We start from the raw sequence: 14,685 nt of genomic DNA on the forward strand, positions 1-14,685 counted from the left end.
CACAAGGAGCACGGCATGAGGGTGATGAACCGCGACACCGCTCCAATTTTGCCCATGGCCGCCGAGCGGTCCAGCGTGCAACAGCGCTATCAGGCAATGCTGACAGGCCACTATGACGGCAGCGCCGCATGGCTCGACGAACAACTTTCACGTGCTGCACGCCTGCCGGATGACCTGCCTGACTCACCTTCGAATTTGCCAGCCTGGAGCGCGAGGTGCGCTGGTGATGTAGCCGCCGGCTACGCCGAGTACCTTGAGCAACGCCGGCAAGGCGCACCACGCCGCTTCTTTGCCTGCCGCGCACATGCGCTGTGGTTTCTGCAACAGGTTGCACCGACCAAGGCGGTGGATGGAGCCTGGCTGCACGGCACGCTGCAGCACTGGGGCGACCCACGTTTTCACGGTCTGATCCGGACTTACCTGGAAGAGCTCGGCAATGGTGACCCGCGTTGCAATCATGTGCTGATCTACCAGCGTCTGCTGGGTCGCCTAGGGTGTGTAGAGGCGATGCCACTGGACGATGCACGGTATCTCCAAGGTAGCCTGCAGCTGGCCCTGGGGCAGCATTGCGACACGCACCTGCCTGAGGTCATTGGCTATAACCTCGGCTATGAACAACCACCGCTGCACCTGCTGATCACCACTTACGAGCTGGCAGAGCTCGGCATCGACGGCCACTACTTCCAGTTGCATGTGACGATCGACAATGCCGCCAGCGGCCACGCTCAGCTATCGCTTCAGGCCCTGCGCCAGCTCAGCCCCCAGCACGACCAGCAAGCGTTCTACGACAGGGTGCGCAACGGTTATCGCCTGAACGAGCTGGGTACTGCGGCAGCTGACCTGATCCGCCAGTTCAACCTGCAGGGTGAACTGTTCGCAGCCCTGGAACGCAAGCGTATTTACGGCCAGTTCATGCATGCCGACCGCTGCCGCCTGCAGCAGCGCACTATCAATCAGTGGTTGGCCACACCTGGCGCCATGCCCGAGTTCGTTGCCGCGTTGCAGGCCCAAGGCTGGATTGTGCGGGGCCAGGACCCGGCCCACAGCCGCTGGTGGAAGCTGATCGAAGGGCCTGCGGCGGTTATGTTCGGTGTGTTCAACAGTTACGAGAAACAACTGTGGCACGACTGGATAGCCGACACCTGGCGCCCTACGATCCGCCGTGTCGCGCCCGGTAGCTGGGGCCTGCCCGAATACCCGGGGGAATCACAAGCCGAAATGCCCAGTGAAGCACCCGCCGCGTTGATAGGGCAAATGGCCGGCAACCGCCATGCCACACCTGAGGGCCTGGCGGCGACCCGGGCATACATTCGCACCACCGGGCTGCTTCAGGAGGAACCCCGCTGATGATGCTTGATGCCAGACAAGTCGAGGCCGACCAGGCGTTGCTGCAACTGGGCCAGCGGTTACGCGCCGACGGCTACCGATTTACCTGCGTGACACCCGCGACCCACAGCCGCGTCAATGCCCGCGAGGGTTCCGGACAGGCCAGCAGCTTGCGCGACGTGTTCGGCTGGAGCCGACCTTTCGCCCCAGGCTTGTTATCAAATGATGAACTTCAGTTGCTCGAACGCGCGCAGGTGCTGGCCCCCAGGGGCGAACTGTTGGGCAGTTCGGTGCGCTGGTCCAGCCTGGAAGACCTGCTGCTGGTGCATTCAGCGTTCCCCACCGAGGCCAGCGATGCGGTGTTCTTCGGCCCGGACAGCTACCGCTTTGCCCAGGTCATCCACCAGCACCTGCAGCACAACCCCATGCCGGTCGAGCATGCAGTCGATATCGGCTGCGGCAGCGGGGTGGGTGCGTTGCTGATCGCTCGCGCCGCCCGGCATGCGCAGGTCAGCGCCGTGGACATCAACCCCTTGGCGTTGCGCTACGCCACGATCAACGCGGCGCTGGCGGGGGTGGGTAATGTGTCGATAGCGTCCAGCGACCTGCTGGACGGCATCACCGGTACGTTCGACCTGATTGTCGCCAACCCGCCTTACATGCTCGACCGCAGCGCCCGCACCTATCGCCACGGCGGTGGTGCGCTGGGCGCTGAACTGTCGCTGCGCATCGTTGAGCAGGCATGCGAACGCCTGACCCGCCATGGCACCTTGCTGCTATACACCGGCGTGGCCATTGTCGATGGCCGCGACGCCTTGCTCGAAGCTGTCCGCTTGCGCCTGGCAGGGCCGCAATGGGCCTGGGTATACCGCGAGATCGACCCTGACGTGTTTGGCGAGCAACTGGCCGAACCGGGCTATGAGCAGGTCGAACGCATCGCCGCCGTGGCGCTCACGGTAACCCGTCATCGCTGAGGCAACATGGCCCGGGCCTGCACATTTGGCATCGAGGAGGAATACCTGCTGGTGAGGCTGGACTCAGGGCAGGTCCCTGCAACACCGTCACCTGCGGTAATAGGGCGTTGTCGCGAAGCGTTGGGCCAATATTTTGCCCAGGAAATGTTCCGCAGCCAGATCGAGCTGGCCTCGCCGGTGTTCAACAACCTTCATGAAGCACGTGAGTTCTTCCAGCACAGGCGGCAGCGTTTGAGCGTGGCGCTGGCCGAGGAGGGGATGGGACTGTACGGTGCGGCCAGTCACCCCAGTGCCGCCTGGCTGCGGCAGAAGGCTGCAGCCCCGGCACATTATCAGCAACTGTTCGATGACTACCGGCATGTGGCCCGGCGAAGCCTGCTCAACGGCTTGCATGTGCACGTTGGGGTTCCTCCAGGTTGTGACCGCATGCAACTGATCAACCGCGTGTTGGTCTGGCTGCCGTTGTTGCTGGTACTGAGCACCTCGTCGCCCTTTTGGGCTGGCCAGCGTACCGGCTACATGAGCTACCGCCGAGTGATTTGCGGGGAGTGGCCGCATATGGGCTTGCCCGAAGCCTTGCCGGACTGGGCCGCCTATGAACGCTACCGGGCCTTTTTGCAGCGAACCGGTGCCTTGGCTGCGGATGGCGACTTCTGGTGGGCCATTCGGCCTTCGCGGCGCTTCCCTACGGTGGAGTTGCGTATCTGCGATGGCTGCCCGCAACTGGAAGATGCCCTCTGCATCGCCGCGCTGTTTCGCCATTTGGTGGAGCACGCCATTACTGGTCGCCATGACCTGTTGCCCAGCAACCGCGAACTGCGCTGGATCGCCCAGGAGAACTATTGGCGCGCCATGCGCTATGGGCGCCATGCACAATTCATTGGTATGCACGAGCAACAGCCAGTCACGGCCGAAGGCTGGCTTGGCCAGTTGCAAGAGCAGGTGCCGGTCGACAGCGTGGATGCCGAGCGTGCCTGCCAGCATGCCCGGCACCTGCTGCGCGACGGCACCCATGCCGACCAGCAGTTGCACCGCCTGGCACAGGCCATCGAGGGCGGGCTCGACAAGGCACAGGCGCTGCAGGCCGTGGTGGCGGCCGGGACTTGCAATTAGCCGGGGTTGGCCGACAATGGCCGCGCCCCTTGCAGCCACGCGGAAACACCTGCTCCATGATGCTGATCAAGCAATTCCCCGACATTTCCCTGGATGACACGCTGTTCGTATTCGCCCTCGAGGCCGAGGCTGGCGATGTTTTCACAGAGGTGAACACCGTGTTCACCGGCATTGGCAAAGTCAATGCGGCGATCGCACTGACCAAGGCAATTGCAACCCGCAGGCCCAGACTTATCGTCAACCTTGGCTCGGCGGGCAGCCAGCGCCATGGCAAGGGCCAGGTGGTGTGCTGTAACCGTTTCGTACAACGCGACATGGACGTGACACCGCTGGGCTTTGCCCGTTACGAAACGCCCTTGTCGGGTGTCCCGGTAGTCCTGGAACATGGCGCAGCAATCCCCGGCCTGCCGCTGGAAACCTGTGGCAGCGGTGACAGCTTCGAAATCAACCATGGCGAGGCGCCTTATGACGTGGTCGACATGGAAGCCTATGTGCTGGCGTTGATCGCACGCGGCGAAGGCATTCCGTTTGTGTGCCTGAAATACATATCCGATGATGCCGGCAGCGATGCCGCAGGGGACTGGGCCGTGCAGGTGCACCTGGCGGCCGAGGCATTCAAGCGGGTGCTGTTCAGCCAGGTTTGAGCGCTGATCGAAAACGCGGTGGATGGCACCGGCGTTGCCGGTGTTCGCGGCCAGAACCGGTCCCACAGCGCACCCCCTGACGTGTAGTTGCTGAGCACGGTAGTTGCTGCGAGTGGGACAGGCATGGGTTAGAAGATTTAATGAGTCTGCCAGACCCCGTTGTTACGCTCGCAGTCGGTTCGTGCCTGGCCAAGGCTGGGAGTATCGTAGTAGTAGGTGATCACGCGGGCATCCTTGGGCAAAGCCGGCTTGTCGCCACCGACGGCTTTGGGATTGGCCAGCGCTTCCTGAGTCAAGGGCGCGATGCAGCTCATTGCGGTCCCGAATCGGTCGAGTCGTGATGAGTGGCGGGGGTTCAACGCGCTTGACCAACGGATAGACCGATGCCGGGTTGAACTTTGCAGCCTCTGGCGTTTCCACCGCATATCAGGCTTTTGGAAGGTCAGCCTTGGCAGGTGGCCGGGCAGGGGACGATGCCAGAGCAACGGATGCCTGCCAACCCTGGAGGAAAGCATGGCCAGACATATCATTCATTTCACCGGGCCGATCAATTCGTCGACCTGTGGCAACCTGATCAACACCTGCTCGCGGGCGTTGCAACAGGGCGCCGGGATCCTGCAGTTGAACATCGCCACCATGGGCGGCGAATGCAGTTACGGGTTTACCCTGTACAACTTCTTGCGGGCATTGCCGGTAGCGGTGCATACCCACAACCTGGGCACGGTGGAATCCATGGGTAATATCCTGTTCCTGGCGGGGGAGCGGCGCACGGCGTGCAGCTTCAGCAAGTTCCTGTTCCATCCGTTTCACTGGACCTTGCATGGTTCGGTTGACCATGCGCGGATGGCCGAATATGCAATGAGCCTCGATTACGATCTGGAGTTGTATGCGCAGATCGTTGCCGAACGGACCGAGGGTGCGGCGCAGGTGCTGGATGTGCCGCGATACCTGATGGCCCACCCGCGGATTCTGAGCCCACGCGAGGCCCTGGAGAACGGGATGATCCATTCCGTGGACGAGATGCCGATCGAGCCGGAGTCAGTTCAGTGGAGTGTGCATGCCTAGCGTTTGCCTTGGCGGGCCTCTTCGCAGGTAAACCCGCTCCCGAGGTTCGGCGAAAACATTCCGCGCAGGCTTACCGGACTGACGCCGCAGTGGTTCTGTCGCAAGCCAGTAGCGAGCGGATAAGCGACTTGATCTCACCCTTGAGCCCGGGTGCCTGGTCCAGGTGGGCGAAGCGGTAATCGGCAATTTCATGCCGTGCCTTGGGCTGCGGTGCGTCTGCAAACTCTGCTTCGAATACGTAGTGCATTCGCTCGGAGGTTTCGTGGCGCATCAACAAGGTCAGGGAATCGGCCTGCAACCCGGTTTCTTCGAGCAATTCACGCTCAGCTGCCTGCATGGGCGTTTCGCCAGGTTCAATCTTGCCACCGGGAAGGGTCCAGGCGCCTTTGGACTTTCTCACCCATAACCATTTATGGGTTTGCTTGCCATGTCGGCAGATGATGGTGGCGCGGTCCTTGTTCAACTTCATCAGGCCTCCTGAGCGATGCGCTTGTTTTATGAGGATTCGGCCCTTGGCAGAAACAAACGTTGCGTTTAACCCGACGAACGGTCAAGACAGGGATTTGTCCTTTAATCGTGCACCCACGCAAACATTTTGTCGGCGTCCTTTTCGTGCCACTGGTCCAGCTGCAATCAAAAGCTTTGAGCAGACCCGGCAATAGCCCGCTCGGAACAAAGGCAGGGCACATGCTCATGCGACCAGCCAATCCATCTCAAGGAGAAACCAAATGGCGCAGGACCAAGAGCGAACAAGCCGGCGCGGCGGCACCAAGGAAACCAACCCGGGCAACTTTGCCAACGACCGGGAACGGGCTTCGCGCGCGGGTCACAAGGGCGGGCAGGCTTCTGGCGGCAACTTCGCCAACGACCGCCAGCGGGCTTCGGAAGCGGGGCGCAAAGGTGGTCAGAATAGCCACGGCAGCGGTCGCAGTCAGCAGTGAACACCCTTGCTGACACGCAGCGATTCCGGGTTTGCCGACCCGGAATCGCCCCATGACCTGGCCTGCTCTAGCACCCGGTAACGGCCGCTGGTGCCAATTGCTCGACAAAATATTGAATCTTCTGGCGATGGCCTGATCAATCAGGGAGTCATCCATGGAGAAGAGGAGGCCCCTGCGATGCCTAGCCCACAGCTTTACATCATCGATTACCAACTGCATGGCCAACCGCGCAGTTTCATCATTCGCCTGGAACGCCTGGACAATGCCGAGGCCTGGCATTGGGCAAGTTGCGATGCGGGTATCGGCATCATTCCCAAGTTCGGGCGTGAGAAGATCAGGAAGATCAGCCGGCCGATGGCCGAGCGCTACGGGATTACCGCCGTGAGCTGGCGAATTTCGGGGAGCAAGCCGAACCAGTCGGTGGGGGACCCGGCGGCGACGGTCTAACCCGCCATCTGAGCGCCGGCAGCCCCTGACCAAGGGTGTCAGCTGCCGGTGTACTTCACCGCAGCAGCGGTACGCGAGCTGACCCCAAGCAGCTTGAGCAGCGACGAAACATGTATGCGCACGGTAAACGGGGAGATATTCAGGGCCTTGGCAATTTCCTTGTTGGTCTTGCCCTGGGCAATCAGCCGGAGTACTTCTTGCTGACGGTGGGTAAGTTGCTCCACTGCACATTCGCCACCGAGGTTGGGCAGCAAGCCTGAGGGCGCATACCTGACCAGCACCTCGCCATTGCGTATGGCGAGGATTGCCGCCCCTATCTCATCTGCGGCGATGCTTTTGCCGATGAACCCCTCGACTCCCGTAGCCATCACCTGCTCGACGATAGCGGGGTCGTCGACCATCGACACAATGATCAGCGTGGTGCGTCGAAACTGTTGGCGTAAACGCGCAAGGCACTGGATGTCTACCAGCCCGGGGAAACGCAGGTCGAGGATCAGGGTATCAGGTACCTCCCCGCCATCAGCCAAGGCCATTACTTCATCCAGGTTGCCGGCCTCTTCTATGCAGGCACCCGCAACCACGCGCTTTACGGTGCGCGCCAGGGCTTCCCTGAACAGCGGATGGTCATCCGCCACGATGATGCGACACGTCACGCTTGGCAACTCCCTGTAGCCGCAAGTGTAGAAGGCCATGCTAATTTAGCAGCCTCGGAGAAAGGGTGCTGCCTACGGATGGCAGCAATGCGACCCCGTGCACAGGGAGGCTGGCCATGGACCTGGACAAGAACAACGAACTCGATCAAGCCAACTTGCGCGTGATCGTCGCATGCTGTGCGCTGGTCTACATGACCGTGCTGGGCTTTCTGCCGGGCAGTTCGCCTGCCCCTTATCTGCCGGTCATCTACTACATCGTCACCTTTGTGCTGGTGTCCATCGGTTTGCGCCAGGCCATTGCCCGTTGGCCCGGGAATTACCCTTGGCGACGGGTACTGGGGATGGTGCATGACTACACCGGTACCTGCTTCGGCCTGGTGGTAGGTGGCGAGGCGGCGTTGCCGATCTATGCGGTGATGGTGTGGGTGAACCTGGGCAACGGCATGCGCTTCGGCTCGCGCTACCTGGCGATTGCCACGGTGCTGGCGCTGGCGGCGTTGCTGGTGGTGTACCAGATCACGCCTTACTGGCAGGCCAACCCGTTCATGGTGTTGATGTTGCTTACCACCAGCACGGTCATCCCGGTGTATGCGCACCTGCTGCTGGAGCGCACGCGCAAGGCCTCTGAACAGGCTGCGGCGGCCAACCGCGAGAAATCCCGCTTCCTGGCGCAGGCCAGCCACGACCTGCGCCAACCGATTCACTCTATCGGCCTGTTCACGGCATGCCTGCGCGAGGCGCAGCTGGGCGAAGAGGAGCGGCGACTGGTGGACAGCATCGACCGCTCGCTGCTCAATGTATCGCAGCTTTTTCGCTCGATTCTTGACCTTTACACCCTGGACAACGGGCGCGTGCAACCGCGCAGCGAGACATTCGCCCTGGCCGGATTTCTGGCGGAGCTGGTGCGTCAGAACACCGAGCCCGCCCGCTGGGCCGGGGTGGAGATACGCTTGCGGCCCTGCGCGTACTGGACCTGCACCGACCGCGGCATGCTGACGACCATGGTGCAGAACGTACTGTCCAACTGCTTCAAATATGCGGCGCATCGCCCGCTGCTGCTGGCGGTACGGCGCTGCGACGAAGGCCTTGCCATCGTCGTTTATGACCAGGGGCGAGGCATAGACGAAGCGCACCAGCGGTTGGTGTTCGAAGAGTTCTACCGGGTACGCCAGGTACGCGACAACGATGTCGAGGGTGTGGGCCTGGGTTTGTCGATTGTGCGGCGGCTGGGGCATCTGATGGGCCTGAAAGTAAAGCTGCGTTCGCGGCCAGGCCACGGCACGGCGGTCAGCCTGCAAGGCTTGCCGCGCCTCAGCGCTCAGCCAGCCCTGGTTGTGGGCGAGCGCTCGCCGGCAGCGGCCGGCCTGCTTGGCGGCTTGCGGGTATGCCTGGTAGAGGACGACCACAATGTGCTGCGGGCGACCTCGGCGCTGCTGCAGCGCTGGGGGTGTGAAGTAGAGGCGCACAGTTCGCCTGCTGGTTTGAGCAGTGATTGTGAAGTGATCGTTGCCGATTATGACTTGGGGCAGGAGGCAACCGGGGTCGACTGCATCGACCGGTTGCGGGCCCAGCGCGGCTGGGACGTACCCGCGTTGATCATGACCGGGCACGACCCGGAGAAGATTCAGGCAGCGGTGCATGAGCGCAATATCGCCGTGCTTTCCAAGCCGGTACGCCCAGCTGAACTGCGTGCGGCCCTGCGCGCATTGCGCGAGGAGCCTGCGGCGCCGGCGCTTTAGACCGGCGCAAGGGCGCAGGGGTTGTGCGTGGGTTATTGCAGGATGATCGCCTGGCCTTCCTTCATGCAGGAGGGCGTGGGCTCGTACAGGCCCATGCCGGCGACCGCGACGATGCCACCGCTGGGCATCTGGCACTCGTACCGGCCTTTGGCGGTGGTGGCGGTGTAGTAGGTGATGGTGCTGTCACTGCGCACGTCGGCGACATTGGAAACCTTGGTGTTCAGAATGAACTCGGTGCGCTGCTTGAGCGTGTCTTCGGAGGGTTTGATGGTCTGGCAGCCGGCGACGCCGGCAAGGAGGGCGGCACTGAGGACGAGCTTGAGGGCGTGCATGATGGGAGCTTCCTTGGCGTTGTTATCGCTGGACTATAACGCCGAGGGACGAGGTGGGCGATTAGGGCAGATGTACGAGGTGGCCCTTGGCCTTTATGTAACCTGTGCGTGCCTCTTCGCGGTCCGATGTACCCGCGAAGAGGCACGCGAGGTCAACAAGTCACTCAGGCTGTTTCAGCACCAAGGTCAGGATGTCATAGCTGGCTACCAGCTCACCCAGCTGGTTGGTCACCTCTACATCCCACGCCACCACACCCTGCGGCTGGCCCAGCGGGCTGGTCTTGCCCTGGTCGATCTTGCGCTTGCAGGTGAGGCGCGCCTGAATGGTATCGCCGATGCCCACCGGGTTGATGAAACGCAGGGTGTCCAGGCCATAGTTGGCCAGTACTGGCCCGGCGCCAGGCGATACGAACAGGCCGGCAGCTGCCGACAGAACGAAATAGCCGTGAGCAATGCGTTTACCGAACTGCGATTGCTTGGCGGCGATTTCGTCGAAGTGCATATAGAAGTGGTCACCCGATAGGCAGCCGAAGTTGACCAGGTCTGCTTCGGTGACGGTGCGGCGATGGGTTAACAGGGATTCACCGATGCGCAGCTGCTCGAAGTAGCGGCGGAACGGGTGCACTTCGGTCTCGATCACTTCACCACCGCGTACGTATTCGCCGGTGACTGCCGTAAGCATGCTTGGCGAGCCCTGTACGGCGGCGCGTTGCAGGTAGTGCTTGACCGCGCGCAAGCCACCCAGCTCTTCGCCGCCACCGGCCCTGCCCGGGCCGCCATGCTTGAGCTGCGGCAGAGGCGAGCCGTGGCCGGTGGATTCCTTGGCGGCTTCGCTGTCGAGGACCAGCAGGCGGCCATGCCAGGCAGCCGCCACCGGAATGGCCTTGGCAGCGATGCTGCGGTCGGCGGTGACCAGTGTCGCCACCAGGCTGCCTTTGCCTCGGGCGGCCAGCGCCAAAGCTTCGTCGAGATCGTCATAGGCCATCAGCGTGCTGACCGGGCCGAACGCTTCGATATCGTGGGCGCCGCCTTCGGCATGCGGGTCGCGGGCCTGCAGCAGGGTTGGGGCAAAGAATGCACCCTCGGCCACGCCCTCGCCACGCGGAGCAAAGCCATCGCTGGCGCCGAACAGCTGATCACAACTGTTTAGCAGGCTGCGCACCCGCTCGGCCACGTCGTGCTGCTGGTCGTGAGAGGCCAGGGCGCCCATGCGTACGCCTTCCAGCGACGGGTCACCCACTACCACCTTGCTCAACCGCTCGCGCAAGCGCGTGGCAACTGCGTCGATGTGCTTGGCCGGCACGATGGCGCGGCGGATGGCGGTGCACTTCTGCCCGGCCTTGGTGGTCATTTCACGCACCACCTCTTTGATGTACAGGTCGAACTCTTCGCTGTCTGGCGTTACGTCCGGGCCGAGGATGGCGCAGTTCAGCGAGTCGGCTTCGGCGGTGAACGGTACCGAATTACGTATCAGGTTCGGCGTGACGCGCAATTTGGCGGCGGTATCGGCGGAACCGGTGAAGGTCACCACGTCCTGGCCTTGCAGGCGGTCGAGCAGGTCGCCGGTGCTGCCGATCACCAGTTGCAGGCTGCCCTCTGGCAGCAGGCCGGAGGCGTTCATCAGGCGTACGACGGCTTCGGTCAGGTAGCTGGTGGAAGTGGCCGGCTTGACGATGCACGGCATGCCCGCCAGGAAGGTCGGGGCGAACTTTTCCAGCATGCCCCAGATGGGGAAGTTGAAGGCGTTGATGTGCACCGCCACCCCGGCGCGCGGCACCAGGATGTGGCTGCCGGCAAAGTGACCTTGCTTGCCCAGCGGGATCGCCGGGCCCTCGTGCACCAGGTTGCCCGACGGCAGCTCGCGGCTGCCGATGCCGGCATAGGCGAACAACGTGGCGTTGCCGCCTTCGATGTCGATCCAGCTGTCGGCACGGGTGGCGCCGCTATGGTGCGACAGGGTGTACAGCTGTTCCTTGCGTTCGGCCAGGTACAGGGCCAGCGCTTTCAGGCGTGCAGCGCGTTGCTGGAAGTCCATGGCCATCAGGCTGGCCAGGCCGCGAGCACGGGCGAAGTCGACGGCTTCGGCGAAGTCCGGGCGCTCTTCGTGGCTGTAGGCCAGTACGTGGCCGTCAAGGGCGCTGCGCAGGGCCTGGGCGCCGTGCTGGCCGAGCCAGCGGCCGGCGATGAAGCTTTGCAGGGTAGGGGCGGCAGACATGCTGTTCTCCATGCTTTTCAAATTTAAGGGGGCGCTGTTACCACAGCGCCAGGGTGTAGCCGATGATCAGGCGGTTTTCGTCCACGGCGTTGGTCAGGCCATTGCCGGAACGGAAGGTGACGTTGCGCCAGCGCAGGCTCACGTCCTTGAACGGGCCGCTCTGGATGACGTAGGTGATGTCGGTGTCGCGCTCGCGCTCGCGGCCATTGCTGACAGTGGCGGTTTCGGCGTGGCGGCCGTCGGTGTAGCGGGTCATGAAGCTCAGGCCGGGGATGCCCATCGCGACAAAGTCGTAGTCATAGCGCACTTGCCAGGAGTCCAGCCCGGCGCGGGTGAAAGTGTTGTAGGTCACCAGGTTGACGGTGAACGGGTCGCCGCCGTTGACGAACGGGAAGGCACTGTCGCCGGACATTTGTTGCCAGGTGGCGGTGAACTTGTGCGCGCGCACGCCCAAGGTGAACATGGCGTTGAAGTTGCGGTTGTCGATGTTGCCGGCACGCTCGGCGCCGTCGTTGCGGCTGTCGAAGTAGCGCAGGTCGCTGCGCAGGCTCACGCCTTCGCTCAAGGGGCGGGTATCGATCAGGCCGACGAACTGCTGGCGGTAGATGTCCTCGAGCTTGGCGTAGTAGTAGCTGACGCTGGTTTGCGGGGTGATGGCGTAGCTGCCACCGCCAAAGTCCAGGTGGTCACTGCTGGCAGCGCCGTAGCCGATGTCGTCGCGGCCCGAGGAGTCGCGCAGGTTGGCCTTGGTCAGGCGGCCGACGTTGAAGGTCAGGCCATCGACATCCTGGCTGGTCAGCAGGCCGCCCTGGAAGGTGGACGCCAGCAGGCGGGTGTCGTTGTAAACCACCACCGGCAAGATTGGCTGCAAGGTGCCTAGGCGCAGGGTGCTTTTGGACACGCGGATTTTGCCGGTCAGGCCCAGTTCGCTGTAATCATCAACCGGTTCGTGGCTGTTCGGGCCGAAGGGCAGCAGCCCGGTATTGCGGCGGTCGCGGCTGGAGTCGAGCTTGATACCCAGCTGGCCCATGGCGTCAACGCCAAAGCCGACCGGGCCCTCGGTGAAGCCGGACTCCAGCTTGGCGGTAAAGCCCTGGCCCCATTCCTCTGCCTTGGCCTGCGGGGCGTTGCTCTGGCGAAAGTCGCGGTTGATGTAGTGGTTGCGCAGCTCCAGGCGTGCGTGGCTGTCACCGATGAAATCGGCCATCGCCGGCACTGGCAACGCAAGGGTGGCCAGGCAGGCAGCTGACATGAAGTGAGTGCGGTTCATTGTTGTTGTTTTACCCGACATGGTTGTTCGTCCTTGAGGTCAGTGCTTGCTGGCGCCGGCAGCGCCGATACCGGTCATGGAGCGGATGAACTGGGCCAGGTAGCGGCCCCGCTCTTCAGTGGCACGTTCGGAGCTGTCGGTAACCGAGAACACCCACGCACTGAGGAATGCCAGGCTCATGGAGAACAACGCCGGGTTGCTGTACGGGAACAGCGCTTTCTCGTGATGCAGCACGTTGACCCACACTGCCGGGCCCAGTACCACCAGCAGCACCGCCGACGCCAGGCCGGCCATGCTGCCGCACACCGCGCCGCGAGTGGTCAGGCCCTTCCAGAACATCGAAAGGAGCAGTACCGGGAAGTTGACCGAGGCAGCCACCGCCAGCACCAGGCCGGACAGGAAGGCGATGTTCTGCGACTCGAACATCAGGCCAAGCAGCACCGCCAGCAGGCCGATCAGCAGGGTGGCGATACGCGATACGCGCATTTCTTCCTGCTCGGTGGCCTTGCCTTGGCGGATCACGCAGGCATACAGGTCGTGGGAGACCGCCGATGCGCCGGACAGCGCCAGGCCGGCGACCACGGCCAGGATGGTGGCAAAGGCCACAGCGGAGATGAAGCCAAGGAACAGGTTGCCACCGACAGCCTGGGCCAGGTGCACGGCGATCATGTTGCCGCCGCCAATGATTGCACCGGTCGCGTCGCGGTAGGACGGCTCGGTGCCGACCATCACGATGGCACCAAAGCCGATGACGATCAGCAGCAGGTAGAAGTAACCGATGAAACCAGTGGCGTAGAACACGCTCTTGCGGGCTTCCTTGGCGTCACTGACGGTAAAGAAGCGCATCAGGATATGCGGCAGGCCGGCGGTGCCGAACATCATGCCCAAGCCGAGGGAAATGGCATCCACCGGGTTGGACAGCAGGCCCCCCGGGGCCATGATGGCCTGGCCCTTGGCATGCACGGCGACGGCGCTGGCGAACATGGCTTCGGTGCTGAAGCCGAAGTGCTTGAGCACCATGAAGGCCATGAAGCTGGTGCCCGACAGCAACATCACCGCCTTGATGATCTGCACCCAGGTGGTGGCGAGCATGCCACCGAAGGTGACATAGGCAACCATCAGTACACCGACCAGCATCACGGCGTACAGGTAGCTGATGCCGAACAGCAGCTCGATCAGCTTGCCGGCGCCGACCATCTGCGCCACCAGGTACATCAGCGCCACCACCAGGGTGCCGAACGCCGAAGTCAGGCGCACCGGGGTTTGTGCCAGGCGGTAACTGACTACGTCGGCAAAGGTGTACTTGCCCAGGTTGCGCAGGCGTTCGGCGATCAGGAACAGAATGATCGGCCAGCCGGCCAGCACGCCCAGGGCATACAACAGGCCGTCATAGCCGTTCATGAACATCATCGCGGAAATGCCCAGGAAGGAGGCGGCGCTGATCATGTCGCCGGCAATCGCCAGGCCGTTCTGCATGCCGGTCAGGCCCCCACCGGCGGTATAGAAGTCGCTGGCCGAACGGGTGCGCAAGGCCGCCCAGCGGGTGACCAGCAGGGTGAAGCAGACGAACACCATGAACATCGAGATGGCGGTCCAGTTCATTGTGCGCACTCCTGCTTGACCTTTTCGTTGAGCGGGTCGAGCACATTGTTGGCGCGGTGTACGTAGATGCCGGTCAGGGCGAAGGACAGCAGCACCATCAGCACCCCCACCAGCATGCCGACTGTGGTCACACCGCCGCTAAGGGATTGGCCAAGGGTACTGGGTGAGAACGCCACCAACAGGACGAAGCCGTAGTAGATCACCAGCATGGCCAAGGTCAGGCTGCCGTTGAGGCGGCGTTTACGCCGCACCAGGTGTTGGAAATCGGGGTGGTTGGCGATGCTTTCTATGCGTTCGGGTGTCATGGCAAGCGATCTCTTGGTTTTGTAATTGTTTTGTTGAGGTCACGCGGGTGTTGCGGTAT

The 14,685-nt window shown here is 62.8% G+C and carries 14 protein-coding genes and 2 pseudogenes; 8 read left to right on the plus strand and 8 right to left on the minus strand.

What is annotated here, in order from left to right:
• Window positions 1–15: 15 nt before the first annotated feature.
• The 4 genes from PP4_RS13065 to PP4_RS13080 are packed head-to-tail and all read left to right on the plus strand — an operon-like array spanning window position 16 to window position 4,057.
• Window positions 16–1,347, plus strand: coding sequence for an iron-containing redox enzyme family protein (locus tag PP4_RS13065; protein ID WP_016499656.1), 1,332 nt, complete (start codon window positions 16–18; stop codon window positions 1,345–1,347).
• Window positions 1,347–2,300, plus strand: a complete 954-nt coding sequence (locus tag PP4_RS13070; RefSeq protein ID WP_016499657.1) for a methyltransferase — start codon at window positions 1,347–1,349, stop codon at window positions 2,298–2,300. Before PP4_RS13065 ends, PP4_RS13070 begins: the two co-directional genes overlap by 1 nt.
• Window positions 2,301–2,306: 6 nt before the next feature.
• Entirely contained in the window at window positions 2,307–3,413 is a 1,107-nt protein-coding gene (locus PP4_RS13075) for a carboxylate-amine ligase (RefSeq protein WP_016499658.1), read from the plus strand.
• Between the two features lie 56 nt (window positions 3,414–3,469).
• Complete coding sequence (locus PP4_RS13080; RefSeq protein ID WP_016499659.1) at window positions 3,470–4,057, plus strand: phosphorylase family protein; 588 nt, start codon at window positions 3,470–3,472, stop codon at window positions 4,055–4,057.
• Window positions 4,058–4,194: 137 nt separating this feature from the next.
• On the opposite strand, the pseudogene PP4_RS29265 reads toward PP4_RS13080, so the two are convergent.
• Window positions 4,195–4,380 (minus strand): annotated as a pseudogene (locus PP4_RS29265) (hypothetical protein); the annotation flags it as partial.
• 190 nt (window positions 4,381–4,570) lie between these two features.
• On the opposite strand from PP4_RS29265, the gene PP4_RS13090 reads away from it, so the two are divergent.
• Window positions 4,571–5,122 (plus strand): ATP-dependent Clp protease proteolytic subunit, encoded by a 552-nt coding sequence (locus PP4_RS13090; protein WP_016499661.1) that lies wholly within the window; start codon window positions 4,571–4,573, stop codon window positions 5,120–5,122.
• A 70-nt stretch (window positions 5,123–5,192) separates the two neighbouring features.
• Here the strand turns inward: PP4_RS13090 and PP4_RS13095 are convergent, their stop codons facing one another.
• The gene (locus PP4_RS13095; RefSeq protein ID WP_016499662.1) at window positions 5,193–5,591 is read right to left on the minus strand and encodes an NUDIX hydrolase; all 399 of its coding nucleotides are present in this window, start codon (window positions 5,589–5,591) and stop codon (window positions 5,193–5,195) included.
• Window positions 5,592–5,850: 259 nt separating this feature from the next.
• Between PP4_RS13095 and PP4_RS13100 the strand changes: the two genes are divergently transcribed.
• Both PP4_RS13100 and PP4_RS13105 read left to right on the plus strand, forming a co-directional pair.
• Entirely contained in the window at window positions 5,851–6,063 is a 213-nt protein-coding gene (locus PP4_RS13100; RefSeq protein ID WP_016499663.1) for a con-10 family general stress protein, read from the plus strand.
• 177 nt (window positions 6,064–6,240) lie between these two features.
• Entirely contained in the window at window positions 6,241–6,510 is a 270-nt protein-coding gene (locus tag PP4_RS13105; RefSeq protein WP_016499664.1) for a DUF6555 family protein, read from the plus strand.
• 38 nt (window positions 6,511–6,548) lie between these two features.
• On the opposite strand, the gene PP4_RS13110 is transcribed toward PP4_RS13105, so the two are convergent.
• Complete coding sequence (locus PP4_RS13110; RefSeq protein ID WP_041167722.1) at window positions 6,549–7,163, minus strand: LuxR C-terminal-related transcriptional regulator; 615 nt, start codon at window positions 7,161–7,163, stop codon at window positions 6,549–6,551.
• A 116-nt stretch (window positions 7,164–7,279) separates the two neighbouring features.
• Here PP4_RS13110 and PP4_RS13115 point away from each other — a divergent pair, with 116 nt between their 5' ends.
• Window positions 7,280–8,902, plus strand: a complete 1,623-nt coding sequence (locus PP4_RS13115) for an ATP-binding response regulator (protein ID WP_016499666.1) — start codon at window positions 7,280–7,282, stop codon at window positions 8,900–8,902.
• Window positions 8,903–8,934: 32 nt separating this feature from the next.
• Here PP4_RS13115 and PP4_RS13120 read toward each other — a convergent pair whose 3' ends face one another.
• The 5 genes and pseudogenes from PP4_RS13120 to PP4_RS13140 form a co-directional block, all read right to left on the minus strand.
• Window positions 8,935–9,234, minus strand: a complete 300-nt coding sequence (locus PP4_RS13120; RefSeq protein ID WP_016499667.1) for a hypothetical protein — start codon at window positions 9,232–9,234, stop codon at window positions 8,935–8,937.
• Window positions 9,235–9,394: 160 nt separating this feature from the next.
• Entirely contained in the window at window positions 9,395–11,449 is a 2,055-nt protein-coding gene (gene paaZ, locus PP4_RS13125; RefSeq protein WP_016499668.1) for a phenylacetic acid degradation bifunctional protein PaaZ, read from the minus strand.
• Window positions 11,450–11,486: 37 nt separating this feature from the next.
• Window positions 11,487–12,719, minus strand: a complete 1,233-nt coding sequence (locus tag PP4_RS13130; protein ID WP_041167725.1) for an OprD family porin — start codon at window positions 12,717–12,719, stop codon at window positions 11,487–11,489.
• Window positions 12,720–12,758: 39 nt separating this feature from the next.
• Window positions 12,759–14,327, minus strand: a pseudogene (locus PP4_RS13135) (cation acetate symporter); the annotation flags it as partial.
• The gene (locus PP4_RS13140) at window positions 14,318–14,626 is read right to left on the minus strand and encodes a DUF485 domain-containing protein (RefSeq protein ID WP_016499671.1); all 309 of its coding nucleotides are present in this window, start codon (window positions 14,624–14,626) and stop codon (window positions 14,318–14,320) included. The gene PP4_RS13140 and the pseudogene PP4_RS13135, both read right to left, overlap by 10 nt.
• Between the last annotated feature and the right edge of the window lie 59 nt (window positions 14,627–14,685).

Source organism: Pseudomonas putida NBRC 14164 (genome assembly GCF_000412675.1).
Lineage (GTDB): Bacteria > Pseudomonadota > Gammaproteobacteria > Pseudomonadales > Pseudomonadaceae > Aquipseudomonas > Aquipseudomonas putida.

Coding starts and splice junctions, on each gene's coding strand:
- PP4_RS13140 (WP_016499671.1), bottom strand. CDS start 14,626: ATGACACCCGAACGCATAGAAAGCATCGCCAACCACCCCGATTTCCAA.
- PP4_RS13105 (WP_016499664.1), top strand. CDS start 6,241: ATGCCTAGCCCACAGCTTTACATCATCGATTACCAACTGCATGGCCAA.
- PP4_RS13120 (WP_016499667.1), bottom strand. CDS start 9,234: ATGCACGCCCTCAAGCTCGTCCTCAGTGCCGCCCTCCTTGCCGGCGTC.
- PP4_RS13070 (WP_016499657.1), top strand. CDS start 1,347: ATGATGCTTGATGCCAGACAAGTCGAGGCCGACCAGGCGTTGCTGCAA.
- PP4_RS13130 (WP_041167725.1), bottom strand. CDS start 12,719: ATGAACCGCACTCACTTCATGTCAGCTGCCTGCCTGGCCACCCTTGCG.
- PP4_RS13100 (WP_016499663.1), top strand. CDS start 5,851: ATGGCGCAGGACCAAGAGCGAACAAGCCGGCGCGGCGGCACCAAGGAA.
- paaZ (WP_016499668.1), bottom strand. CDS start 11,449: ATGTCTGCCGCCCCTACCCTGCAAAGCTTCATCGCCGGCCGCTGGCTC.
- PP4_RS13095 (WP_016499662.1), bottom strand. CDS start 5,591: ATGAAGTTGAACAAGGACCGCGCCACCATCATCTGCCGACATGGCAAG.
- PP4_RS13090 (WP_016499661.1), top strand. CDS start 4,571: ATGGCCAGACATATCATTCATTTCACCGGGCCGATCAATTCGTCGACC.
- PP4_RS13080 (WP_016499659.1), top strand. CDS start 3,470: ATGATGCTGATCAAGCAATTCCCCGACATTTCCCTGGATGACACGCTG.
- PP4_RS13065 (WP_016499656.1), top strand. CDS start 16: ATGAGGGTGATGAACCGCGACACCGCTCCAATTTTGCCCATGGCCGCC.
- PP4_RS13115 (WP_016499666.1), top strand. CDS start 7,280: ATGGACCTGGACAAGAACAACGAACTCGATCAAGCCAACTTGCGCGTG.
- PP4_RS13075 (WP_016499658.1), top strand. CDS start 2,307: ATGGCCCGGGCCTGCACATTTGGCATCGAGGAGGAATACCTGCTGGTG.